Consider the following 23661-nt stretch of genomic DNA (forward strand, 5'->3'; position numbering starts at 1 on the left):
GATGCAAAAACATGCTTTGACTGCAACGATGGCGGCACTGGCCGCCGCGCTGTTCGCCACGGGCTGCACGATGGCGCCGCATTACAAGCGGCCCGATGCGCCCGTCGCGCAGGCGTACCCGGCCGGCGGCGTCTACGCGACGCAGCCGGGTGCGGCCGGCGCGCGCAGCGCGAACGGCCAGGCGGCGACGGCCATCGGCTGGCGCGAGTTCTTCGTCGATCCGCGCCTGCAGCGGCTGATCGAGATCGCGCTGAAGAACAACCGCGACCTGCGCGTGTCGGTGCTGAACATCGAGGCGGCGCGCGCGCATTACCAGATCACGCGCGCGGGCCTGTTCCCGACGCTCGACGGTACGGGCACGGGCAACGTCCAGCGCGTGCCGCAGGGCTTGTCGACGACCGGTGCGCCGTATATCTCGCGTGCCTACAACGTCGGGCTGTCGGCGTCGTGGGAGCTCGACCTGTTCGGCCGCGTGCAGAGCCTGAAGGACCAGGCGCTCGCGCAGTACCTGTCGACGTCGTACGCGCGGCAGGCGTCGGAAATCTCGCTGGTGTCTTCCGTGGCCGACCAGTACCTGACGCTGCTGTCGACCGACGACCTGCTGAAGGTCACGGAGAACACGCTGAAGTCCGCGCAGGCGCAGTACGACCTGACGAAGCTGCAGTTCGACAACGGCACGGGCTCCGAGCTCGAGCTGCGTCAGGCGCAGACGGTGGTCGAGACGGCGCTCGCGAACCAGCAGGCGCAGGCGCGTGCGCGTGCGCAGGCGCTGAACGCACTGGTGCTGCTGATCGGCGAACCGCTGCCGGACGACCTGCCGGCGGGCATGCCGCTGGACGCGCAGAACCTGCTGACGGACGTGCCGGCCGGGCTGCCGTCGGATCTGCTGACGCGTCGTCCGGACGTGATGCAGGCCGAGCAGACGCTGCTGGCCGCGAACGCGAACATCGGCGCGGCACGTGCGGCGTTCTTCCCGCGCATCTCGCTGACGGGCGCATTCGGCACCGGCAGCCCAACGCTCGGCGGCCTGTTCAAGGCCGGCACGGCGGCGTGGTCGTTCGCGCCGCAGATCACGATGCCGATCTTCGAAGGCGGACAGAACATCGCGAACCTGAACCTGGCGAACGTGCAGAAGCGCATCGAGATCGCGAACTACGAGAAGGCGATCCAGTCGGCGTTCCGCGAAGTGGCGGATGGTCTCGCCGCACGCGGCACGTACGACCAGCAGATCGCGGCGCTGGAGCGCAACGAGCATGCGCAGCAGCGTCGTTTCGACCTGTCGGACCTGCGTTACAAGAACGGCGTCGACAGCTACCTGTCGGTGCTGACCGCGCAGACGGACCTGTACTCGGCCCAGCAGACGCTGATCAGCGCACGTCTGGCGCGCTGGACGAACCTGGTCGACCTGTACCGCGCGTTGGGCGGCGGCTGGATCCAGCACGCAGGCGAAACGCCGCGCGCGCCGGATGCGCCGGTCGATTACGACAAGGCGGCTGCGACAAACGGGTAAGCGCAACGAAGCGCAGGGGCGGCCAGCCGCGCCTGTCGTTTCGAACCGGCGGTATGCGGAAACGAAAACGCCACGGATTTGCGTCCGTGGCGTTTTCATTTGCACGGCCGCCCGCGAAGGGCGTCGCGTTACGTTACGCCTGTGTCGTCCAAAGCGTACGGCCGAAGAAGGTCAGCGTGCGATCCCAGGCCATTTGCGACCACACCGGATCGAACTGCGTGCTGGAGATGCGGCCCGGGCCGACGGCCGTTTCGTTCGCGAACCCGTGGTGCGCGAGATAGCGATGGAACTCGAAGCCGACCTTCGCATCGGTCAGCTTCTTTTCCAGCGCGTCGACCTGGTCGATTGTGAAGAATGCGTCCTGCGTGCTCCAGTGGCCCATCAGCGGCACCTTGAGCTTCGCCGGATCGATGTAGTCGAGCGGCGGGAAGCCGTACCACGTCACGCCCGCATCCGCATCGGCGTGTTGCAGCGACAGCAGCGTGAGGGCGCCGCCCATGCAGTAGCCCGTGATCGCGACCCGCGAGGCCAGCGTCTTCAGATACGTGACGGCGCCGGGAATGTCCTGCGACGCGGCATCGCCGAAATCGAGGCCGGTCATCAGGTGGTGCGCTTCTTCTTCCTCGACCGTCGACTTGCCGCGATACAGATCGGGTACCAGCGCGAAGTAACCGCAGCGCGCAAGGCGGTCCGCGACGCCGCGGATCTGGTCGTTCAGCCCCCACCATTCCTGGATGACGACGACGGCAGGCGCGCCTTCGGTCTTTGCGGGCGTCGCGAGATAGCCCTGCAGTTCCTGGCCGTCCGGGCGGAGAAACGTGATCATGGAACCGGATGTTTGTGACATGAAACCGCTCCTTTTCGAAAAATGCGTTGAGCGCGGCATCGGGCCGGCCAGCGGGCGCGGCGACGATCGGGCATGCCGGGCGTCGTGGTGCCGCTCGCGTTCGAGTCGGCCGGCACCGACCACGCGGCCATTCTATGCGCAAACATCCACTGGCTGCGTGAACGGTGCTGTGCCGCACGTGATCGGTGCCCGGAGCGGGTGGCCGAAAAGCAAACACCCCGCCCCGATGAACGGGCGCGGGGTGTTGCGGGTACCGCGCGCGTACCGGGATACGCGCGCGGGATCGGCTTACTGGCCGAAATAGACCGAGTCGCGGCCTTCCTGCTTGACCGCGATTGCGCGGCCGGCACGCACGCCGGCGGCGGCTTGGGCGCCGTAACCGGCTTCATCGGCGTTCGTCACACGCGCCTGGGCGGTTTGCAGCGCGCGCGGGTAATACTGATCGGAGACTTCGGGCTTGTAGCCGGCCTGTTCGAGCTGCACGAGTTCCGCACGGACCTGGGCGCGCGTCAGCTGGCCCGACGGGTTCGATTGTGCGAATGCGCCGTACGAGGCGGACAGGGCGGTTGCGGCGACGACAGCGGTGATGAACGACTTCATGGTGACCTCCGGTTTCATGGATTTCTCGCTTCGCTCGTTGCGTTCAGCGGTTGATTGCATCGTAGCGATCGCGTTACCGGTCGGAAATACGCGTTCCAGTGATTCATTATTGCAATTGGGTAAACGATCGGCGTGAGTGGCGGTTTCATCCGATGATTGCGGGCGTGACGGGCCGCGGGCATACGCCGATGAGCGCTCCGGATTCGGCCCGACAGGGCTCGATACCGTCAAACCGCCCGTTGCCGCGTGACGCTCAATTACATCGCATTCCGAAATAGTTGACCGGTGCAGTCGCCATCGTCGATGCGTTGTCCTATCACTCCACAGGAACCGCCTGCCGTTTCCGGTACTCGGCCGGCGTAATCCCGACGTGGCGGGTGAACGACCGCCTGAGCGTGTCGACATTCGCGAAGCCGCATTTCGCGGCGACCTGCTTCGGCGTGTCGTGGCCGTTCTCGAGCAACTGGCGGGCCGCCGAGATGCGGGTTGCCTCGACCCACGCGGCCGGCGTCATGCCCACCTCGGCGCGAAACAGCCGCGCGAAGTGGCGGGGGCTCATGCCCGCATGCTTCGCCAGGTCGGCTACCGAATGCGCGAGTTCCGGATTCGCCGCGATCCAGCGTTGTACCTCCTGCAGCACCGAGCGCCCGGTGGGGCGCGCTTCGCCCTTGCGGCTGAACTGGAGCTGCCCGCCAGGGCGCTTGAAGAACATCACCAGTTGCGCGGCGACGCGCCGTGCGATCTCGCGGCCGAGATCTTCCTCGACCAGCGCGAGCGCGAGATCGAGCCCGGCCGTGACGCCGGCGCCCGTGCGCAGCTTGCCGTCGCGCACGTACAGCGCATCGGCATCGACGGCGAGCGACGGATAGGCTTCTGTCAGCGCGTCGGCGGCGGCCCAGTGCGTGGTCAGGCGGCGGCCTTTCAGCAGGCCGGTGGCGGCGAGGATGAACGCGCCGGTGCAGATCGAGCCGTAGCGCTTGCTCTGCACGGCCGCCGATCGCAGCCACGCGAGGACATCGGTGCGCAGCGTGACGCGGCCCGCGCTCGGCGCGCCCGCGACCAGCAGCGTGTCGATGCGCTCCGGGATGTCGGGAACGATCCAGTCGGGCAGCAGTTGCGCACCGGACGAACTGCGGATCGGACCGGATTCGCTCGCGATGATCCGCAATGCATAGAACGGCCTCCCGCATTCGGCATTCGCCTGTGCGAACACGTCGAGCGGTGCGGAGACATCGAGCAGTTGAACGCCCGGGACGGCGAAAATTCCCACGACCTTCGGCATGGTGATCGGATGCGTGCTGTATCTAAGGTGATGCGCAGCAGTATAGAGGGGCCGGTGGCGCATCGAGCGAGGCGGCGGAGCCCTTTTTCGGTGTTTTTTCGGTCACGCAGGCATCACGTCCGTCCATCGCGCGAAATGGCAGGATTTGACGTAATACGTCTATTGAAGACAGCTATCGGGCTTTGGAAAATCGGGAGTGTTTTCAATGGAGGTCAATCATGACTGAGAACGTTGCAGGCATCGCCATCCCCGATAGCCAATTGACGCGCGAGATCACCGAACTCGTTCGCGATACCGCGTCGCCGCTGCTGTTCCATCATTCGAGTCGCGTTTACTATTTCGCGGCGCTGGCGGGCCGGCGCCGCGGGCTCGAGTACGATCCCGAGCTGCTCTACTGCGGCTGCATGTTTCATGACATGGGGCTCACTCACAAGCACAGCAGCGCATGCGAGCGCTTCGAAGTGGACGGCGCCAATGCCGCCCGCGATTTCCTGAAGGGCAAGGGCATCTCGCAGCAGGATATCGACGTTGTGTGGACTTCGATCGCGCTGCACACCACGCCCGGTATTCCGCAGCACATGCATCCGGTGATCGCGCTCGTCACCGCGGGCGTCGAGATGGACGTGCTGGGCCTCACGTATCCGGAATACAGCGACGTCGAGCGCGAGGCCGTCGTTCGCGCGCATCCGCGTACGCCGCACTTCAAGGAAGACATCATTCAGGCGTTCTACGACGGGATCAAGCACAAGCCCGGCACGACGTTCGGCAACGTGAAGGCCGATGTGATCGCGGACAAGGATCCGCATTTCCGCGCCGGCAATTTCTGCAGCGTGATCCGGTCGTCGGCGTGGGCCGGCTGATTGCATCGGGTATCGCGCACGTTCCGCTGCACCGGGCGGAACCGTGCGTGCCGGTGGCAGGGTAGCTGCCTGGGGGAGTAGGGGCGTTGCCCTACCGGATGTTCGGCCGGGACCGGCGTTCTGATGGCGTCCATACTCAGGACGTACCCGACACCCGCTGCGTCGGCATGGGCTCGACATGGTTCGACGACAGCGTCAAGTGGGGCCGTACGGCGATGAGATCTCGAACCGGACGTTCATGAGCGATGGCGAGAAGTGCGGGATCGGGGCGCGAATCCGGAGCGAGGGGGCCGCGGGACGTGTTTCGTCATGGTGGTCGGCGAGTAACCGGGCCGGGCGCTCCGGTCGACAAATGTACATTGCGCGATGGCAGATGCCGATTCAGCGGCGCGATTTAATTCAATAAAAGGGTTGTTACGTGACAACCGTAAGACATTTCAGCGGACTTTATATACTGAATAATGGTTCCGCCTCATCGAAGCGAATCTTCGATTCGCGTCCTCAGAAGCTGCTGCCAGGGGCAGGAGGGGGATCCTTGGCCGAGCCCGTCGACCGGCCGACGACAGCAGCTTTGGCTCGTCCTCCCGCAAGTTTTCGGCAAAACGCCTATAATGGTTGGGCAAATTGCCGGAGAGAGGTCATGAGCACCATCGCTTTTCATCCTTCAGGCGTCGCGCATCCGCGCCAGGCCGAATTCACGATTCTCGAGCAGCTGCTGGCGATCCGTGTCCGTTCGGGCGCCGATCTGGCCGAGCTCGCGAGCGCGCGTGTCGACGTATCGGTGATCGACCGGCTGTCCGAGCGCGGGCTGAAATCGGACGAACTGGCCTTCATCATTCCGCGCCGCACGCTGAGCCATCGTCGCCAGGCGCACGAACGTCTGTCGCCGGAGGAATCCGACAAGGCGATCCGCCTCGCGCGCATCGTCGCGCAGGCGACGGCCACGTTCGGCGACCAGGACAAGGCGATGGCGTGGTTGCGCAACGGGTTGCAGCGCTTCGGCGGCCGCACGTCGCTCGACATGGCGAGCACCGAGCACGGTGCTCGCCTCGTCGAGGAAGTCCTCACGCAAATCGACGAGGGGTATTTCGCTTGACGACGTTGTGGCGGATCAGCAATTACGCCGATCTGAAGGGCATCGGCGGGTTGCGGGCCGGCGGGCGCTGGCATTTTGCCGGGCAGCCCGTCGTCTATCTCGCCGAACACCCGGCGCTCGCGCTGCTCGAGACGCTCGTTCATTTCGAAATCGCCACCGTTGCCCAATTGCCGAGCGGATACCAGCTGCTGCGGATCGACGTGCCCGATTCGGTGGATGTCGCCGAAATCGCGGAAGGCGACGCACCGGACGACTGGCAAACGAACGTCGACTGGACCCGCAGCGCCGGCACCGAATGGCTGCATACGCAGCCGAGCGCGCTGCTGCGCGTGCCGAGCGTAGTCGTGCCGCACGCGCACAACTTCCTGTTGAATCCGCTGCATCCGGCCGCATCCGAGATTCGCATCGCGGAAGTCATGCAATCGCCGTACGACACGCGAATCCTGCGCCTGATCCAGTCGAAGTCGGGCGCATAACGAACGGGAAGGAAAAGGGTGCGTTCCGCGCACGCGTTCAGCGTTCGTGCGCAGCGCGATCCGCGGCTGCGTCCGGCGGCAGCGTCTGCCGGATGCGCGTGACCGTTCGCGTGCTGACGAGGCCGAGCATCGCACTGACCTCGGCATGCGTGTGGCCCGCGAGCAACTGCCGGCGCGCATACGTGTTGCGCAGCACGCGCGGGCTCATGTCCGCCGCGTGGAAGCCGATCGCGGTGAGCGCTTCGCGCACCACGAGCAGCAGGAACATGTCGTTCATCGCGCCACCGCCGCGCGGTGCGGGGAACAGCAGCGCCGGTGCCGGCGTGTCCGCCGAATGCGCGCGCCACGCGGCGAGCGGCGCCAGTGCGAATTCGGCCAGTTCGACCCGGCGCGCCGGCCGCGCGCGATCGCGCGGCACGGACAACGCCGGTGGCTGCGCGTCGAGATCGGGCGCGGCGCGGGGCATCGCACGAATCTCGGCCGATGTGATGCCGCTGGCAAGCAGCAGCGCGACGATCGCGCGATTCCGGTAGTCGGTGGGCGAGTCGTCCGGCCGAGGCTGGACATGGCGCTGCAGCTCCGCGTCGGCGTCGGGCGGCAGGTAGCACGGCTCCGGCTCGCCGGCCGGCCAGGCGAGATCGCGCGTCGTCCGTCCTGCCGGGTGGATCGTCCGCACACCGGTGTCGACCAGATGCCGCCCCAGCCGGTCGATCAGCTTCGCATAGCGCACGCGCGTCGACGTGCCGGGTGCGCAGGTACGGTCGAGTTCCGCCAGGAACGCCGCGACGTGGTCGGGGCCGAACGTGACCAGCGACACGCGCTGTGCGATCAGATGGCGCAGGAACCGCTCGAACATCGCGACGTGCTGCACGACCGAACGCGGCGCGAACGGCCGGCGGCCGGCGCCCGTCGCGGCGGTTTCCTGCCATGCGCGAAACGCGCCGACGGGGTCGTGAATCCAGCGATTCGTGTTCATCCACGATTTATAGCCGGACGCGGTGACGCCGGCAATCGTCCCGATGTCCATCCGTTCGGCGCGACACGCGTCTCGTCGATTCCGTCGGTGTTCATCGTCAGGTAGACGAGCACGAGCGGCAGCGTGATGAAGAAGCGGAACGCGTCCGGTACGCCGTTCCATTGCCTCGACATCCCCATCCCGAACCATTCGCCGCCGACCGACATGAACGCAACCTGTCACGTGAGGAGGCCGAGCGTCAGGCCGGCGATCGCGTGTGCCTTGGCCGTGCGGAACGCCGCTTCGCCGGCGCGGCGCGCGCAGCAACCGGACCGCGCCGATTCGGCACGGCAAGGCCGTCGCCGTTTCCATCGCGATGATGATGCCGATATACCCGAAGCCGGCGCGGCGCCGAGGAGACACGCGTGCCGGCTGGATCGAGTGCCGGCGCCAGGAGAGAGCGGCGCTTGCCGGTCGAACGGAGGAAGTCGTCAAGCGGAGCGCAGCGTGCGCCGCGCTGCCCGTTATCGCCGTTACGCTTCGCGCGAAGGTGCCGGCGGCACGCTTGCCTGAGTCTGTCCGCTCAACCGCGCGAGCGCGGCGAATGCCAGTTGCGTTGCGATGGCCGCGAGCGTGCCGGCCGCCATGCCGTTGCCGAGCACGATCTGGACAGGCGTGCCGAATTGACGATACAGGTTCGGCACCAGGATCGGCGCGAGACCGACCACCAGCGCGGCCGCGAGCGTGTACTGGTTGGCGCGCGCGTGCAGGTCGACGCCGGCGAGCAGCCGGATGCCCATCACGCCGATCATCGCGAACACGACCAGCGCGGTGCCGCCGACGACGGCGGCCGGAATCGCATACGCGAGTCGCGCGAGCGGGGCGAACAGCGCAATGACGATCAGGATTGCGCCGGCGGCGGCCGTCACGTAGCGCGAGCGCACGCCGGTCGTCTGTACGACGCCGATGTTCTCGGCACTGGTCACGATCAGCGGCGTGCCGAACAGCGCGCCGGCCAGCGACGCCAGTGCATCGCCGCGTATCGTCTTCGGCACGTCGCGCGTCATCGAGACCGCCTTGCCGCACGTCTCGCCGACGGCAACGGTCTGCGCGGTGGCCTCGGCCATCGAGATCGCGGTGAAGATCAGCAGCGGCAGCGCGGCCAGCACGTCGAAGCGCGGCATCCCGAACGGCAGCCACACCGGATGCGTGAACCACGGGCCGTGCCATACGCCGGCGAGCGCTGGCATCGCGTCGAGCGCCCAGCCGAGCGTCGCGCCGGCCATCAACCCGATCAGTACCGCGAGGCGCCCGAGCGTGCCGCGAAACGCACCGGCGACGGCGACGGTGGCGACGATCGTCGCAAGCGCGAGACCGAGCGCGCGCGGCTGCGCGAAGTCGGCCGAGCCGGGCTGGCCGACGACGATCGCCGCGTAGATCCGGATCAGGTTGATCGACACGAGCAACAGCATCGCGCCGACGACGACGCGTGGAAAGAGCCGCAGGCAGCGCGTGAACACGGGCAGCAGCACCCAGTAGAACGCGCTGGCGAGCAGCGCCGCGCCAGCGGCGGTCGGCAGGCCCGACTGCGCGGCGATGCCCGCGAACAGCATCGTCGGTGCGCCGCCGGGCACCATCACGAACGGCATGCGTGCGCCGATCGGGCCGGCACCGAGCGATTGCACCAGCGTGCCGACGCCGCACGCGAAGAACGTCGCGCCGATCAGCTGGACCGTCAGGTCGGCCGGCAGCGCCAGGACTTTCGCGATGAGGAAGACGGCCGTGATCGGCGACGCGGCCATCGACAGCACGTGCTGCAGCCCGAACAGCGCGAGCTGCCACGCGGGCAACCGTGCATCGACGGGCGGTGAGATCGGATCGTGCGACACGGCAGGCCCCTCGGAAGCGAACGGCGACGATGGCAGGAATACAACGGCGAACGACGCGTCAGGTCCGTAGCCAGGGCAGTTGCGCGGCGCTGTAGCGGAACGTCTGGAACACGCTGTTCAGCTGGCCGGGGCCGGTCTTGCGCGCGGCCTCGTCCGGGTATTCGGCGAACCACGGGATCACGTATTCCCACACGACTTCGCCGGCCGGCGTCACTTCGAACAGCCGGCCCGTTGACGATTCGGTGATGTGCGTGTTGCCGTTCGGCAAGCGCTGCGCGTTGCCCATGAACGGCGTGTAGAACAGGTTCACGACGTCGTCCGTGTACGACCAGACGACGCGTTGCGTCGCGGGATCGATCTCGACGACGCGCGAGAACACGACGTGCGCGCCGTGGCGGAAATTGCCGTTGTCGAACGCGAGGATGTTGCCGTTCGCGAGCGGCACGGGCGCATGCTGGTGCGACACGACGTCCGGCCCGACGTGCAGGTCGACGCGGCCGGTTGCGCGGTTTACGCCGATGATCCCCGACGTCGTGCGCAGGCTCATCAGCACGCGCCCGTTCGTGTCGACCGCGAGACCGTTGACGAGCGGCCAGTGATAGCGGCCGAACCCGGCCGCGATCGGAAAATCCTCGGGTCGCAGGTGCTCGCGCGCGTGCCATTCCCACACGATCTGTCCGGCCCGGTTCACTTCGCGGATCACGTCCGCGTACATCACGTCGTCGTCGCCGTGCGGCGTACCGCCCGGCACGCGCCGCGCGAACGCGGCGTCGACCGGTTCGCACGCGGCGTAGAGCAGGTTGCCGTTCGGCAGCCACTGCGCATCGTGGTGATGCGCGGGATCCTCGTAGCGCCACACCGTTTCGCCTTGCGGCGTGACCTCGTAGAAGTCGCCGCCATGCCACATCGACCACGGCGCGTAGCGGGATTCGGATTGCGGGTGATTGCCGTTGTAGCCGAGGTTGCCGTTCGCGAGGATGACCGCGTGACGGCCGGGGCGCACGGGCATTTTCCACTGATGGGCGACCTCGCCGTCGATGCCGACGAGATAGACGTTGCCGTCCGCCGTTTGCGGCGCGATGAGCGTATAGCCGCCCGCGGACAGGGCGGGATCGTGGGCGATGAGGCCGACGCCGCGGCGCCGCTGGGTAATCTGGTCGACGGTCGTCATTGCGGTCTCCATTCGAGTCGAACACGGGAATGCAGCGCAATCTAGACGATCCGGAGAGTCAGTGAAACTGGATTATTCTTGACGGCGTGTTCGGAAAAATCTAACGGTCCATTCATGCGTTCGATATCGCAGACATTCCGCTGTTTCGACGAGGTCGCCCGGCGCGGCTCGATTCGCAAGGCAGCCGACGCGCTGCACCTGACCGCCGCGGCCGTGCACCAGCAGATCCGCAATCTCGAGGAGCAGGTCGGCGTGCCGCTGTTCGACCGGCTGCCGCGCGGCATGCAGCTGACGCTCGCCGGCGAGATCGTGATCGCCGCCGTGCGGCGCGGCCAGCGCGACTTCGACAACGCGCTGACGCAGGTCGAGGATTTGCGCGCGCTGCGGCGCGGGCACGTGAACCTGGCCGTGCCCGCATCGACGGCCGAGAAGCTCGTGCCCGACGCGATCCTGGCCGCGATGCAGCGCTATCCCGGCGTCACGTACAGCGTGCGCTCGGGAAACGGCGAGAGCATCGTGCGCTGGGTCGAGACGGGCGAGGCCGACATCGGCTATGCGCTGCGCCGGCGCACGGCGGCGAGCGTCGTCGAGGTGCGCGCGTTCGCGCAGCCGCTGGGTGTCGTCACGGCACCTGGCCATCCGCTGGCGTTGTCCGGCGGCAAGGTGCGGATGCGCGACTGCTTCGCCCATCCGCTGCTCCTGATGACACCCGACACGGAGCTGCGCGCGATGTTCGACCAGATAGATGCGCGACAGCCGCGCAACGCGCGGCCGCTGGTCGAGACGGGTTCGGTGTCGATGGTGCGGCGACTCGCGGCCGAAGGGGCCGGCATCGGCTTCCTGATCGCGGAGAACGTCGCGGACGACGTCGCGGCCGGCCGGCTCGCGTGGACGCCGCTCGCCGATGCGGGCGCGCGTTCGTTCAGCTGCATCTACCAGCGCGCGGACATGAGCGCGACTGTCGCGATGACGATGTTTCTCGAGTTTTTCTCGGAAGCGATCGAAGCGATGGAGCACGGTTTCGCGCGTGATGGCCGCGTGGTCGGCAAGCGTCGCCGGACGGCAACGTAACGAAGCCACGTCGCGACGCAGTGCAGCAAATGGCCGGCAAGCCGGTTCGGTGGCGTTGTACGTGCAACGATCGGCCGCATTGCGTCATTTCCTTGTTGCGGAAAGAAAATTGTTCATGGGACTATCGAACGCGTTGCCCGCGCACCGAGGGGGTCGCAGGCAGCGTGATGCCCATCGCAACGCTCTAAAAGAACATCGACGAACAATGAACAGAACAGCGATTTTTCCGTATGCCTCTGTATTGCTCGCGGCCGCGCTGCTGACCGCATGCGGCGGCGACGTCGAGAACGACGCGGGTCACGCGACGACACCTTCAGCCGACACCAGCTGCCTCGCGGTCGACAACAGCGGTGCGACGGTCGTGGTCGGGTCGAACCAGCCGGGCGATCCGTCGCTGCCGGAAGCGTCGTCGGGTTATCGCACCGGGATGAAACCGGTCTACGCGAAGACCTACCTCGTGGCCACGTCGAACGCGTACGCGAGCGCGGCCGGCTGCGCGGTGCTGAAGAAGGGCGGCACGGCCGCCGATGCGGCGGTCGCCGTGCAGGCCGTGCTCGGCCTGACGGTGCCCGAGGCGACGGGCCTTGGATCGGGCGGCGTGCTGCTCTACTACGATGCCCGCGGCAAGACGCTGCAGGCCTACGACGGCCGCGAAACCGCGCCGGCCGCCGCGACGGAAAACTACCTGCGTTACGTCGACGACGCGACCGACCATTCCGCGCCGCAGCCGAACGCGCGCGCGAGCGGCCGCTCGATCGGCACGATCGGCGTGCCGCGGCTCATCGAGGCGCTGCAACAGGATCACGGCCGCCTGCCGTGGCAGAACCTGTTCGGCGATGCGATCACGCTCGCGACCAACGGCTTTCCGATCGGCGGCCGGCTCGCCGACGCGATCGCGGCGAACGCCACGAACCTGAAGCGCGATCCCGAGGCCGCCGCGTACTTCCTGAACGCCGACGGTTCGCCGAAGACGCTCGGCACGGTCCTGAAGAACCCCGCGTACGCGCGCACGCTGGCGCTGATGGCGCAGTCAGGTGCGAATGCGCTGTACACCGGGCAGATCGCACAGGACATCGTCGCGAAGATCGCGGTGACGAAGGGTGCGGACGGCTCGACGCTCACGCCGGGCAAGACGACCGTCGCGGATCTGGCCGCCTATCAGGCGAAGCGTCGCGTACCGGTGTGCACGACCTATCGCAGCTACTGGGTGTGCGGGATGCCGCCGCCGTCGTCGGGCGGCATCGCGGTCGCGTCGGCGCTCGGCATTCTCGAGAATTTCGACCTGAAGTCGCTGAAGCCGACCGCGATCGATCTCGAAGGCGGCAAGCCGACCGTCGCGGGCGTGCATCTCGTCACCGAGGCCGAGCGGCTCGCGTATGCCGACCGCGACAAGTACGTGGCCGATACGGATTTCGTGCCGCTGCCCGGCGGCACGTGGGACACGTTGCTGAACAAGCCGTACCTGAAGTCGCGCGCGGCGCTGATCGACACGACCAAGAGCATGGGGACCGCCCAGCCGGGCAATCTCGGTGCAGTGCCGCTCGGTGTCGACACGACGCTGATCGAGCACGGCACGAACCAGTTCACGATCGTCGACGGCGACGGCAACGTGCTGAGCGCGACGACGACGGTCGAGTCGAGCATGGGCTCGTTCCACATGACCAACGGCTTCCTGCTGAACAACCAGCTGACCGACTTCTCCGCGAACCCGGTCGACACGTCCGGCAATCCGGTGGCCAACCGGCTGCAGCCGGGCAAGCGGCCGCGCAGCTCGATGGCGCCGACGATCGTGTTCGGGCAGGCCGCCGACGGCTCGCGCGGCGATTTCGTGATGGCGACCGGTTCGCCGGGCGGCGGCACGATTCCGCAATACGTGGTCAAGACGCTCGTCGGCGCGCTCGACTGGGGGCTCGACGCGCAGCAGTCCGCGGGGCTCGTCGATTTCGGCGCGAGCAACAGCCCGACGACCACGATCGGCGGCGAGCATCCGAACGTCAACACGGCGAACAACGGTGCGAACGATCCGCTGATCACGGGGTTGCTCGCGCTCGGGCACAAGGTGTCGACGTCGGCGCAGGCGAGCGGCGTCAATACGGTGATGCGCGTGACGGTCGGCCAGTCGCCGGCGTTGCAGGGCGGTACCGATCCGCGTCGCGAAGGCGTCGTGCTCGGCGATACGTTCCGGCCGTAACTGGGTGAGTGCGTACGGCCCCGGTCCGCCGACGGGCGGTCGGGGCCGTTTTTCATGGCGAGGCCGCATGGATGGCCGAGCAATGCACATCGTTCGGAATGCTGATGAAATAGGCTGGCCGCTTCACCAGCCGGGTGGGACGATGCGTGGCGATCGGGCGAATCACCCAGGCGGAGCGCCGCTCACGTTCGCCGACGAATAGGGTGTCCATCCCGCTGCGAGCCCTCGATTGTCAAACAGTGTGAGTCAATCGTCAGCATTTGCAACCGAAGTAACAGTCCCCGCAATTCAATCGTTTTGCACGCCGGCGCCGCTACATTAGCCCCACCTGCCGCACTTCGCGGTGAGGCATGCGACAAGCCGCACGAAGGCGGCCCGCAGCAACAACGTCTTTGGGGAGAATGACCATGAACAAGATTCGTACGATCCTGCTGGGTGCCGCTCTGACGGCGATGGCGACGTCGGCTGCATTTGCACAGACGGCCCAAACCGGCGCACAGGGTTCTGCTGGCGTCGGCGCACAGGTCCAGACGCCGCTGCTCGGCGGCGGCGTGGGCGTGCAGGCCGGCGCCGGCGCGAATGCGGCGGGCTCGGGTTCGGGCGCAGGCAACGTGGTTGGCGGCGCGCTGAACGGCGTCGGCAAGACGGTCGGCGGCGTCGGCTCGGCAGCCGGCAATGCGGTCGGCGGCGCGACGCAGGCGGTCGGTTCCGCAGCCGGTACGGCGAAGGATGCGGCGGCATCGGCAGTCCACTCGACGAAGTCGCACGTGAAGCGCGTCGCCGGTTCGGTGAAGAGCCATGCGCAAGGCGCGATGTCGACGGCAGGCGACGTCGCGGGTGGCGCGAAGGCGAAGGCCGGCGAGGCGCTCGAAGGCACGGCTAACGCAGTGCAAGGCGGCGCATCGGTCGGCGTGAAGGGTTCGGCGTCGGCGCAAGGCGGCGCGCTGTAAGCAGCACGCGTTTCGTCAAGGCCCGGCCCGCTTCGATGCGGGCCGGGCTTTTTTTGTTGGCGCGCGCGGCCCCTGCCCATTGCCGGCCCGCCATGCTTAAATAGCGAGGCTCCCGGTTGCGGGCCCGCCGCGACGGCGATGCCGGTCGACCAGGGCAAGCATGTCCGATCGACATCGTGACGACAGACGACACCAAAACGCCGCGTCGGCCACCCCGGCGCGGTCCGATAACATTCCGAGGCATCACGTCATGACCATCCTGTTCCGTCTTTTCGCGCTTGCCTGCGTGCTCTGGCTGGCCGCCTGCGCGGCGCCGCCTCCGCCTCCGTCGTCCGCCAGCGCCGCCGCGTCCCCCGCCGCACCGGACGCCGGCGAACGCCGCGGGCTCGGCACCGCGTGGGGCGAGTCGGTGCGATCCGAAACCCGCCAGGTCGAATTCGAACGCGCGGATCCGGCCAAGCCGACGTATCTCGCGTCGGTCTACTACAACGATGCGCTGCCCGGCCATCCACCGGCCTCGCAGGTTCGCCGGCTGCCGACCCGCGTCGCGCTCGCCAATGGCGACATCGCGCTGTCATTCATCGACGAAAAGGGCGCGCCGCTGCGGCTCGCGCGCAACAACGGCCGCTGGCACATGGCGGGCGTCGAGGGTTCGCGCTACATCATCGTGCTGCGCAACCAGGGGCGCCGCACGTTCGAAGTCGTGTCGACGGTCGACGGCCTCGACGTGCTGTCGGGCCGGCCGGGCAGCTATACGAACGGCGGCTACGTGCTGTATCCGGGCCGCACGCTGACGATCGAGGGTTTTCGCAAGAGCCGCGACGAAGTCGCCGCGTTCCGCTTTGCCGCCGTGCCCGACAGCTACGTCGCGAACTCGAAGTACGGCGATGCCGCGAACGTCGGCGTGATCGGCGTTGCGCTGTTCGCGCAGAAGACGACGACGAGGAAGCGCTGCGCCGCAACGCGAATCCGTTCCCCGGCAACGACAACCGCTATGCGCCGCCGCCCGTTCCGCGCGGCGAGTAACGGCATGTAGTCGGGTGCCCGCATGCGTCGCGACGCACGCGGGGCGATCCAGCGCGTTTTCCGGCTGCCCGTTCAACGCAGTTGCCGTTTCGTATCTCCCGAAACACGATCCAAGGCCCAATCGCCTCTATCGGACGATTGCGCGGCCATCGTTTCGTGAGCGGGCCGTTCTGCGGCGGCGCGGTTTCGCCGTCGCTCGCTCGTGCTGCGGCACAATGTCGGTTCGCACCGGTATCGCGTGCTTCCCGGCCATCCGGACCGACGGATAACGTCTTGTCGTTACCCGCTTTCAGGTACCATCCCGACCCGCTTGCAACGGGCCGCATGATCCGGTCCGGCACGCGCCTTACGTCACGCGGCAGGCCCGGCGGCTGGCGGGACGACGATTGACGGCACGGGCCCGTGCGAGCGGCGTCGCCCTTCGCCATGAAACAGAGGAACCTTCGTGAAGTTCATCCACGCGGCAGACATTCACCTTGACAGCCCGTTGCACGGCCTGAGCGCGTACCCCGACGCGCCGGCCGCGCAGTTGCGCAACGCGTCGCGCGAGGCGCTGCGGCAACTCGTGGATCGTGCGATCGAAGAGGACGTCGCGTTCCTCGTGATCGCGGGCGACCTGTACGACGGCGACTGGAAGGATCACAACACGGGCATCTTCTTCGGCCAGCAGATGGGGCGCCTGCGCAAGGCCGGCATCCGCGCGTTCGTGCTCGGCGGCAACCACGATGCCGAAAGCGAGATGACGAAGAAGCTGACGCTGCCCGACAACGTCACCGTGTTCGGCCACCGCAAGCCGGAAACCGTCAAGCTGCCCGAATTCGACGTCGCGCTGCACGGGCAGAGCTTCAAGGACAAGGCCGTCGTCGACAACCTCGCGCTCGGCTATCCGGATCCGGTACCCGGCTACTACAACATCGGCGTGTTGCACACGGCGCTGGAAGGGTATGCCGCGCACGCGAACTACGCGCCGTGCACGCTGGCCGAACTGCACGCGAAGGGCTACGACTACTGGGCGCTCGGCCACGTGCACGAGTTCCAGCAATGGACGGGGCCGTCCACCGTCGTGTTTCCCGGCAACCTCCAGGGGCGCCACATCCGCGAGACGGGCCGGCGCGGCGCGGTGCTCGTGACGGTTGAGCAAGGCCGCACGCAGGTCGAGCGCCTGTATCTGGACGTGCTGCGCTGGGAAGCCGTGTCGGTCGACGCGTCCGATTGCCTGTCGGTCGCCGATTTGTCGAGAAAGATCGGCCAGTCGCTGGAGGCGCTGCTGACCGTCGACGGCCACGTGCCGCGCGCGGTGCGCGTGACGGTCACGGGGCGCACGCCCGCGCACGGCCTCTTTTTCGGCCGCGCGCCGCAGTTGCGCGCGGAGGTGCTCAACCAGATCGGCATCATCGGCAACGAGCGGCTGTGGCTCGAGAAGGTCCGGCTCGCGACGTCCGCCGCCGATCACCAGCCTGGCGAAAGCGAGCAGCTCGAAGCGCTGGAGGATCTGAAGCAGATCCTCGCCGATGCCGCGCACGATCCGGATTTCCTCGCGCTGCTCGAACGCGACCTGAAGCCGTTCGTCGGCAAGGTACGCAGCGACGTGAAGGAGGAGGTGCCGTTGCTGACGATGGCGCGCGCCGGTGAACTGACGGCGCTGGTCGAGCAGGTCGGGCCCGCGTTGCTCGCGCGGCTGGCGAGGGGGGAGTAAGCGATGCGCATCAGCCAGCTCGATCTGATCAAGTACGGCAAGTTCACCGACGAGACGCTGCGGTTCCCGCCGGCCCGCGAGGATTTTCACGTGATCGTCGGGCCGAACGAGGCCGGCAAGTCGACGATCCGCACGGCCGTATCCGAGCTGCTGTTCGGGATGAAGCTGCAGACGCCGCTCGATTTCCTGCACAGCACGCCCGAGCTGCGGATCGGCGGCGTGCTGGAGAGCGGTACGAGCGAACTCGTGTTCCACCGTGCGCGCGGGCGCAGTTCGCTGCGCACGCCCGGCGACGACAAGCTGCCCGACGACTATCTGGCGGCGATCCTCGACGGTGCGACGCGTGAGTTCTTCGAGCAGATGTTCGGGCTCGATCACGGACGGCTGATCGATGGAGGCCGGAGCATTCTCGATGCTTCCGACAAGCTCGGCCAGGTGTTGTTCGAATCGGCTGCCGGTGTCGGCAGTCTCGGGCCGGTGCGCGAGGAGCTCGACGCGCGCGCGCTCGAGCTGTGGGCGCCGCGCCGGAGCGGCAGCGCGTTTGCGCTGGCCGAGACGTCGTTCAACGAAGCCGTGACCGAACTGAAGACGGTCCAGGTCCGCACGCGCGACTGGGTCGATCGCAAGGACGCGCGCGAAGCGGTCGAGCAGCAGATCGAGCAGGCGCGCGCGGAACAGCGCCGGCTCGAAACGCTGCGCTCGAAGCTCGAACGCGTCCGTCGGCTTGCGCCATACCTGAAGGAGCTGACGGTCAAGGATGCGGCGCTGGCCGAACTGGGTGCGGTCGTCGAGTTGCCGCCGACCGCGTATGCCGATCTGCTGAAGGCGCAGGGCGATCTCGCGGCCGAGCAGAAGGTGCTCGAAGAACGTCGCGCCGACCTGCTCGCGAAACGGCAGGCGCGCGAGGCGATCGATGCGGACGCCGACACGCTGGCGCTCGACGCCGATATCGAAGCGCTCGATCGGTTGCGCGGCACGTGCATGAATCACGCGCAGGATTTGCTGTTGCTCGGCGCGGATGTCGAGCGGCATGTGTCCGCCGCGTGCGCGGCGGCGGCCCAGCTCGACTGGCCGACGAACGAAGCGTCGCTGCGTGCGTCGCTGCCGACGGCGCTGTCGCTGAAGACGGTGACGAACCTGCTGCGAGAGCACGGCGCGCTGCACCAGGCGCTCGCCGGCGCGCGCGAGTCGCTCGACGAACGCACGCGCGAGCTTGCGCAGGTGCGGGAACAACAGGCGCGACTGTCGACCGTCGACGTGCCGGAGGCGCTGCGCGCGGCGCTGGCCGACGCGCAAGCCTTTCGCAACAGCGGTCAGCGCGAGCAGGCGCTGGCGCACGAGATCGCGGCCGCCGAACGCACGCTGTCGGGTGCGCTCGATGCGCTTGGCCAGTGGCGCATGCCGGTCGACACGCTGCGCGCGCTCGACGTGCCGTCGGCGGCGCGGCTCGGCGCGCTGCTGAAGGAAGACGGCGAGTACGCGAGCGCGGCCGCCGCGGCACGTGATGCGCGGGACAGCGCGCTCGAGGAGTTCGAGCGGCTCGAACTGCAGGAGAAGCATTTCGCGGAGAACCACAAGGTCGTCACGACCGCCGACGTGCTGGCGGCGCGCGCGCGGCGCGATGGCGCGTGGGGCGACATCCGCAATGGCGCGGTCGATCTCGCCGCGGGCGCACCGGCGGTCGACGACGCGATTCGCCTCGCCGACGAACTCGTCGATGCACAGCTCGGCGCGACGCAGGCCGCGGCGACGTTGCAATCGCTGCGTCAGCAGGTCGAGTCCGCGCGTGCGGGCGCGGCACGCAGGCAGGCCGCGCTGGACGAACGCGAGCGCGAGCTGGCCGCGCATCGCGACGCGTGGGCCGCACTCGCGGCGAGAGCCGCGGTGCCCGGCATGTCGCTGGCGGCGATGGGCGACTGGCTCGCGAAGCGCGAAACGGTGTTCGCCGCGCAGGCGGATCTCGACCGCCAGCGCCGCGAATTCGACGCGCTGCGTGCGGCCCGGGACGGCGCGGAAGCCGCGCTGCGCGCGGCGTTGCGCACGGTATCGCGAGGTGGCGAGCCGGACGGCCTGGCGGCGCTCGTCGCGATTGCCGAGGCCTTCGTACAGTCGGCCGAGAAAGCGATCGCGCAGCAGGATAGCCTGGAAGACCGTGCGCGGGAAGCCGAACGCGGATGCGCGACCGCGCAATCGCGGGCCGGCCACGCGCAAACGGCTTACGACGCGTGGCAAGCGCAGTGGCGCGACGCGCTGGCCGACGCGAAACTGTCCGCGAGCGCGACGACGCTGGCCGCGGCGGAAGGGGCGCTTACGCTCGCGAATACGGTGACGGCCGAACTGGCCGATGCCGACGCGCCGCGCAACCGGATCGCCGCGATCCGCGCGGAGCTGGCCGCGCTCGAGGCCGGCGCGCGGCGGCTTGCGGAAGCGCTCGCGCCGGAATGGCTGGCGAGCGGCGACTGGCCGGACGTGGCGCGCCGGCTGACGATGCGCCTCGCGGCCGCCCGGGAAATCGCGCGTGCGATCGACCGTGCCGACGAGGCCGTGCGGCACGCCGACGGCAAGGTCGCGGACGCGGCCGCCGCGGTGGCCGGTGCGGATGCACGAATCCAGCCGTTGCTTCAACTGGCCGGCGTCGCGTCGATCGACGCGGCGCTGCCGCTGGCCGAGCGCTCGGATCGTCAGCGTCAGCTTCGGCAGGCGGTCGAGGCCGCGCACGAGGCATTGGTGCGCGATGGCGACGGTCTTTCCCGGTCCGCCGTCGAAGCCGAGGTCGCGGAGCAGGACATCGCCGACGTACCGGCGCATCTCGAAGCGGTGAAGCAGTCGCTCGGCGATGTCGGCAAGCGGCTGAACGAGCTGTCGCAGCAGCAGGTCGTGGCCGACCAGGCGTTCGGCGCGATCGACGGCCAGGCGAATGCGGCCGTCGCCGAGTCGAAACGGCAGGAAGCGCTGGCGGCGATGGGCGATGCGGCCGAACAGTATCTGGAGGCGGCCACCGCGAGCCGCTTGCTGAAGTGGGCGACGGATCGCTATCGCGACCAGAAGCAGGGGCCGATGCTCAGGCGCGCGGGCGAGATCTTCGCGGGGCTCACGCTCGGCGAATTCGCGAAGCTGACCGTCGACACCGAACGGACGCCGCCTGCGCTGTATGCGCGGCGTACGAAGGGCGCGTCGGTCGAGGTCGCCGGGCTGAGCGAAGGCACGCGCGACCAGTTGTTCCTCGCGCTGCGGATTGCGGCGCTGGAGCTGCAGCTCGGCAGCCGCATCGCGCTGCCGTTCGTCGCCGACGATCTGTTCATCAATTTCGACGATGCGCGCGCGAAGGCCGGACTCGATGCGCTGCGCGATCTGTCGACGCGAACCCAGGTGCTGTTCCTGACGCACCACGACCACCTGTTGCCGCTCGTGCGGGACGTCTTCGGCGCGCGGGTCAATGTGGTCGAGTTGCAGCGCGCGCCGGCCGGCGCGTGATGCGCGGGCGTGCCGCGATGCCGGTACACGGGAAGGGGCATCGCGTGCAGGTAGTATGAGCGGTTCCGAAACGCACGGGACCGGGACAACCGGTCGCGGGTCTGGCCACACGAGGGGAAAATATGAAAAAGCTGGTAGCCGCCATCGCGTTCGCGGCGGACAAGCATCGCAATCAGCGTCGCAAGGACGAAGAGGCATCACCGTACATCAATCATCCGATCGCACTTGCCGACGTGCTGGCCAACGAAGCCGGTATCGAGGACGAGCGCGTGATCGTCGCGGCCGTGCTGCACGACACGGTCGAGGACACGGAGACGACCGAGCAGGAACTGCTGCGGCTGTTCGGCAAGGACGTGGCGGACATCGTGATGGAGGTCACCGACGACAAGTCGTTGCCGAAGGAGGAGCGCAAGCGCCTGCAGATCGAGCACGCGTCGACCATCAGCCGGCGAGCGAAGCTCGTGAAGCTCGCCGACAAGATCTGCAACCTGCGCGACATCGCGCGGCATCCGCCCGCGGACTGGCCGCTCGAGCGCAAGCAGGCGTATTTCGACTGGGCGAAGTCGGTCGTCGACCCGATGCGCGGCGTGCATCCCGGTCTCGAGGCGATCTTCGACACCGCGTACGGCGCGCGGCCGGCGGACTGAAGTTCCGGCATGGTATCGGCTCGATCCGTCGCATCCGCCGCGCGACAGGTGCCCGCCGTGGCGGGTGTCGACGTCGGGGGCGACAAGAAGCTGTGCGATCTCGTGATCCTGCGCGGGTCGACGGTCGTCTGCCGCGAAGCGCGGATTGCCCCCGAGGCGATACCCGCGCTGTGTGTTGCCCATGACGTCGTGGCCGTCGGCGTCGACGCGCCGAGCGTGTGGTGGCCAGGCGTCGGCCGCCGGGCGGCCGAACAGGCGCTCGCCTGCGAACGGATCTCGTGTTTTCCGACACCGTCGCGGGAGCAGGCCGTTTCAAGCACGTCGGGCTTCTTCGACTGGATGTTCATCGGGGAACGCGTGTACCGCGCGCTGGCGGATACCTATCCATTGCTGACCGGTGTGCACTATGCGGGTGGTCGTGCGAGTTTCGAGACCTATCCGTATGCGATTACCTGCGCGATGCTGGGCAAGGCGGTGGCGTCGGCGAAGCAGAAGCGTACCCAGCGCCTGCAATTGCTGGAGCGGCTGGGGATCGACGTGTCGATGCTGCGCTCCGTTGATGCGCGAGACGCAACCCTTTGCGCGTTGACCGCGCAATACGTGATCGACGGGAACGCATATGCGTATGGTGACACGGAGGGCGGTTACATCCGCGTGCCGATCGTGAGCGAGGCGATCGTGCTCGACTCGCTATAGCGGCGGCACGTGGCGACTGTGGGGCGGTTGCCACGACAAGGTGAGCTTTTGCGGGAGAGGGGCGGTCTTCCCGGCGCCGATGCCGTAGGCATTGCGTGTCGACCGACCAACATCGGGATGGCCGGCGCGCACGGCATGAAGCCGGTGCGCCGCGCGATCCCCGGCGGCACCATTCAGTCCTCGAGGATGGACTTCGGCACGCTGGACAGGTCGCAGGCTTGCGCCTGATCGAAATAGTCTTCGGCGTCGTTGATCATCACGACCGCGACGTCGATCAGCTCGTCGAGCCGTTGCAGCAGCGATTCGCGCCACTCGATGTCTTCATCGCGCGCTGGCGTCTTGTCCAGTTGTTCGATGATCGAATCGGCTGTCTGCAGGAAAGGAATCGCCTGCTGATAGTTCTCGATCGAGACCATCGCCGCGTTACGCGCGCCGACGAGCCGCTCGCGATGCTCGTCCGCCAGTTCGGATTCGCCGCTGATCCGAGGCAATACATCCGAGATGCGTTGGAGAAGCGCTGGCGTTTGTTCTTCCAGCAGGATGGCGCGTTCGCGCAGCGCCGCATATTCGTCGCGAAGATCGGCGTCGCCGGATTGAGTCGTGCTGTCCATCGTCGATAGGGGTGCGTGGTTCGGTCGCGGCATGATACTCGACAGCGCCAGGTTCCTTGTCCGTTCCGCTGCGTTCCATATAGGGGGAAAGACGGGCATACGTCATAGCTGTAGCGAACCGCTCGCGTTGCGATTCAGGCCCGTCGAACCCCCAGCCCCCGTGCGCGGCAACGCACGGGGGCTTTTTCCAACTTTTTTCACAAGGGGCTTGCGCGGGCGGCGCGAGGTGCATAGAATCACGCCTCTTTCGCGCTCACGGAAACGCGGCGCGGAAGGAAGGGAAGCAGTGCGGTTGAGGCTTGGCGGGAACGGCCTCGGCGGTACGGAAGTTGAGCCCCGCGGTCGCAACGATGTAGTGCAAAAAGTTGTTGACGAACTGCGAAACACGGTTCATAATCTCGCTTCTCTGCTGCTGAAAACGCAGCGCTGCCGGGAAACACGATGTTCCTCGCAGATTGCTCTTTAAAAATTAACAGCCGATAAGTGTGGGCGCTTGATGGCAGCGAGCTGATCCTCGGATCAGATAGCGAAAGTATCAAGAGTCTCACACTAAAGTAAGTCAGGTTTATGAAGTGATTCATATTCCTGTCAGCTTTGAGTGAGCGACCGGTTC

Annotated in this window: 20 protein-coding genes and 2 pseudogenes; 12 read left to right on the forward strand and 10 right to left on the reverse strand. The window is 67.5% G+C overall.

Annotation, left to right across the window (positions count from 1 at the left end):
• Position 1 precedes the first annotated feature (1 nt).
• On the forward strand, positions 2-1510 hold the full coding sequence (locus tag AC0KUR_RS11305; protein ID WP_473375890.1) for an efflux transporter outer membrane subunit: 1509 nt from the start codon (positions 2-4) through the stop codon (positions 1508-1510).
• 133 nt (positions 1511-1643) lie between these two features.
• Here AC0KUR_RS11305 and AC0KUR_RS11310 read toward each other — a convergent pair whose 3' ends face one another.
• From AC0KUR_RS11310 to AC0KUR_RS11320, 3 genes are all read right to left on the reverse strand, one after another.
• Positions 1644-2357, reverse strand: coding sequence for a dienelactone hydrolase family protein (locus tag AC0KUR_RS11310; protein ID WP_473375891.1), 714 nt, complete (start codon positions 2355-2357; stop codon positions 1644-1646).
• Between the two features lie 288 nt (positions 2358-2645).
• Positions 2646-2957 carry a DUF4148 domain-containing protein gene (locus AC0KUR_RS11315; RefSeq protein WP_034191126.1) on the reverse strand — a complete coding sequence of 104 codons (312 nt, stop codon included), beginning with the start codon at positions 2955-2957 and terminating at the stop codon, positions 2646-2648.
• A gap of 316 nt (positions 2958-3273) precedes the next feature.
• Positions 3274-4239 (reverse strand): GlxA family transcriptional regulator, encoded by a 966-nt coding sequence (locus AC0KUR_RS11320; protein ID WP_034191111.1) that lies wholly within the window; start codon positions 4237-4239, stop codon positions 3274-3276.
• Positions 4240-4457: 218 nt separating this feature from the next.
• Here AC0KUR_RS11320 and AC0KUR_RS11325 point away from each other — a divergent pair, with 218 nt between their 5' ends.
• The 3 genes from AC0KUR_RS11325 (at position 4458) to AC0KUR_RS11335 (ending at position 6671) form a co-directional block, all read left to right on the forward strand.
• Positions 4458-5099, forward strand: a complete 642-nt coding sequence (locus tag AC0KUR_RS11325) for an HD domain-containing protein (RefSeq protein WP_124610176.1) — start codon at positions 4458-4460, stop codon at positions 5097-5099.
• A gap of 640 nt (positions 5100-5739) precedes the next feature.
• Positions 5740-6195, forward strand: a complete 456-nt coding sequence (parS, locus tag AC0KUR_RS11330; protein ID WP_031403156.1) for a type II RES/Xre toxin-antitoxin system antitoxin — start codon at positions 5740-5742, stop codon at positions 6193-6195.
• Positions 6192-6671: an RES family NAD+ phosphorylase gene (locus tag AC0KUR_RS11335; RefSeq protein ID WP_034191114.1), complete on the forward strand. Its 480-nt coding sequence runs from the start codon at positions 6192-6194 to the stop codon at positions 6669-6671. The genes parS and AC0KUR_RS11335 overlap by 4 nt, the downstream gene beginning before the upstream one ends.
• Positions 6672-6708: 37 nt before the next feature.
• Here the strand turns inward: AC0KUR_RS11335 and AC0KUR_RS11340 are convergent, their stop codons facing one another.
• The 4 genes and pseudogenes from AC0KUR_RS11340 to AC0KUR_RS11355 form a co-directional block, all read right to left on the reverse strand.
• Complete coding sequence (locus AC0KUR_RS11340; protein ID WP_473375892.1) at positions 6709-7647, reverse strand: tyrosine-type recombinase/integrase; 939 nt, start codon at positions 7645-7647, stop codon at positions 6709-6711.
• A pseudogene (locus AC0KUR_RS11345) lies at positions 7644-8022 on the reverse strand (DUF2165 family protein); the annotation flags it as partial. The pseudogene AC0KUR_RS11345 and the gene AC0KUR_RS11340, both read right to left, overlap by 4 nt.
• Before the next feature lie 137 nt (positions 8023-8159).
• A complete protein-coding gene (locus AC0KUR_RS11350; protein WP_473375893.1) occupies positions 8160-9515 on the reverse strand; it encodes a uracil-xanthine permease family protein in 1356 nt (451 codons plus the stop codon).
• 58 nt (positions 9516-9573) lie between these two features.
• Positions 9574-10698, reverse strand: a complete 1125-nt coding sequence (locus AC0KUR_RS11355) for an aryl-sulfate sulfotransferase (protein ID WP_175029181.1) — start codon at positions 10696-10698, stop codon at positions 9574-9576.
• 102 nt (positions 10699-10800) lie between these two features.
• Here AC0KUR_RS11355 and AC0KUR_RS11360 point away from each other — a divergent pair, with 102 nt between their 5' ends.
• Positions 10801-11757, forward strand: coding sequence for a LysR family transcriptional regulator (locus tag AC0KUR_RS11360; RefSeq protein ID WP_473375894.1), 957 nt, complete (start codon positions 10801-10803; stop codon positions 11755-11757).
• Between the two features lie 205 nt (positions 11758-11962).
• Positions 11963-13948, forward strand: a complete 1986-nt coding sequence (locus AC0KUR_RS11365) for a gamma-glutamyltransferase family protein (RefSeq protein ID WP_034191118.1) — start codon at positions 11963-11965, stop codon at positions 13946-13948.
• 52 nt (positions 13949-14000) lie between these two features.
• Here AC0KUR_RS11365 and AC0KUR_RS11370 read toward each other — a convergent pair whose 3' ends face one another.
• A complete protein-coding gene (locus AC0KUR_RS11370; protein ID WP_176730030.1) occupies positions 14001-14159 on the reverse strand; it encodes a hypothetical protein in 159 nt (52 codons plus the stop codon).
• 196 nt (positions 14160-14355) lie between these two features.
• Between AC0KUR_RS11370 and AC0KUR_RS11375 the strand changes: the two genes are divergently transcribed.
• From AC0KUR_RS11375 to AC0KUR_RS11400, 6 genes are all read left to right on the forward strand, one after another.
• The gene (locus tag AC0KUR_RS11375) at positions 14356-14898 is read left to right on the forward strand and encodes a hypothetical protein (RefSeq protein WP_473375895.1); all 543 of its coding nucleotides are present in this window, start codon (positions 14356-14358) and stop codon (positions 14896-14898) included.
• A gap of 250 nt (positions 14899-15148) precedes the next feature.
• A complete protein-coding gene (locus tag AC0KUR_RS11380; RefSeq protein WP_473375896.1) occupies positions 15149-15934 on the forward strand; it encodes a hypothetical protein in 786 nt (261 codons plus the stop codon).
• Between the two features lie 435 nt (positions 15935-16369).
• Entirely contained in the window at positions 16370-17620 is a 1251-nt protein-coding gene (locus tag AC0KUR_RS11385; protein ID WP_069704957.1) for a metallophosphoesterase family protein, read from the forward strand.
• Positions 17621-17623: 3 nt separating this feature from the next.
• Positions 17624-21094 (forward strand): ATP-binding protein, encoded by a 3471-nt coding sequence (locus tag AC0KUR_RS11390; protein ID WP_473375897.1) that lies wholly within the window; start codon positions 17624-17626, stop codon positions 21092-21094.
• A gap of 122 nt (positions 21095-21216) precedes the next feature.
• Positions 21217-21741 (forward strand): HD domain-containing protein, encoded by a 525-nt coding sequence (locus tag AC0KUR_RS11395; protein ID WP_034191123.1) that lies wholly within the window; start codon positions 21217-21219, stop codon positions 21739-21741.
• A gap of 9 nt (positions 21742-21750) precedes the next feature.
• Entirely contained in the window at positions 21751-22437 is a 687-nt protein-coding gene (locus AC0KUR_RS11400) for a DUF429 domain-containing protein (protein WP_226252504.1), read from the forward strand.
• Positions 22438-22610: 173 nt separating this feature from the next.
• On the opposite strand, the gene AC0KUR_RS11405 is transcribed toward AC0KUR_RS11400, so the two are convergent.
• Positions 22611-23048 carry an ATPase gene (locus tag AC0KUR_RS11405; RefSeq protein ID WP_226194352.1) on the reverse strand — a complete coding sequence of 146 codons (438 nt, stop codon included), beginning with the start codon at positions 23046-23048 and terminating at the stop codon, positions 22611-22613.
• Positions 23049-23284: 236 nt separating this feature from the next.
• Positions 23285-23661: pseudogene (locus AC0KUR_RS11410) on the reverse strand (hypothetical protein); the annotation flags it as partial.

Source organism: Burkholderia sp. YHN3-13, from assembly GCF_055810675.1.

Bases quoted from the DNA above. Each gene is read 5' to 3' on its own strand.
- AC0KUR_RS11340 (WP_473375892.1), bottom strand. From the start codon at position 7,647: ATGAACACGAATCGCTGGATTCACGACCCCGTCGGCGCGTTTCGCGCA.
- AC0KUR_RS11325 (WP_124610176.1), top strand. From the start codon at position 4,458: ATGACTGAGAACGTTGCAGGCATCGCCATCCCCGATAGCCAATTGACG.
- AC0KUR_RS11370 (WP_176730030.1), bottom strand. From the start codon at position 14,159: ATGGACACCCTATTCGTCGGCGAACGTGAGCGGCGCTCCGCCTGGGTG.
- AC0KUR_RS11305 (WP_473375890.1), top strand. From the start codon at position 2: ATGCAAAAACATGCTTTGACTGCAACGATGGCGGCACTGGCCGCCGCG.
- AC0KUR_RS11375 (WP_473375895.1), top strand. From the start codon at position 14,356: ATGAACAAGATTCGTACGATCCTGCTGGGTGCCGCTCTGACGGCGATG.
- AC0KUR_RS11355 (WP_175029181.1), bottom strand. From the start codon at position 10,698: ATGGAGACCGCAATGACGACCGTCGACCAGATTACCCAGCGGCGCCGC.
- AC0KUR_RS11380 (WP_473375896.1), top strand. From the start codon at position 15,149: ATGACCATCCTGTTCCGTCTTTTCGCGCTTGCCTGCGTGCTCTGGCTG.
- AC0KUR_RS11405 (WP_226194352.1), bottom strand. From the start codon at position 23,048: ATGGACAGCACGACTCAATCCGGCGACGCCGATCTTCGCGACGAATAT.
- AC0KUR_RS11320 (WP_034191111.1), bottom strand. From the start codon at position 4,239: ATGCCGAAGGTCGTGGGAATTTTCGCCGTCCCGGGCGTTCAACTGCTC.
- AC0KUR_RS11365 (WP_034191118.1), top strand. From the start codon at position 11,963: ATGAACAGAACAGCGATTTTTCCGTATGCCTCTGTATTGCTCGCGGCC.
- AC0KUR_RS11310 (WP_473375891.1), bottom strand. From the start codon at position 2,357: ATGTCACAAACATCCGGTTCCATGATCACGTTTCTCCGCCCGGACGGC.
- AC0KUR_RS11395 (WP_034191123.1), top strand. From the start codon at position 21,217: ATGAAAAAGCTGGTAGCCGCCATCGCGTTCGCGGCGGACAAGCATCGC.
- AC0KUR_RS11315 (WP_034191126.1), bottom strand. From the start codon at position 2,957: ATGAAGTCGTTCATCACCGCTGTCGTCGCCGCAACCGCCCTGTCCGCC.
- AC0KUR_RS11390 (WP_473375897.1), top strand. From the start codon at position 17,624: ATGCGCATCAGCCAGCTCGATCTGATCAAGTACGGCAAGTTCACCGAC.
- AC0KUR_RS11400 (WP_226252504.1), top strand. From the start codon at position 21,751: ATGGTATCGGCTCGATCCGTCGCATCCGCCGCGCGACAGGTGCCCGCC.
- AC0KUR_RS11360 (WP_473375894.1), top strand. From the start codon at position 10,801: ATGCGTTCGATATCGCAGACATTCCGCTGTTTCGACGAGGTCGCCCGG.
- parS (WP_031403156.1), top strand. From the start codon at position 5,740: ATGAGCACCATCGCTTTTCATCCTTCAGGCGTCGCGCATCCGCGCCAG.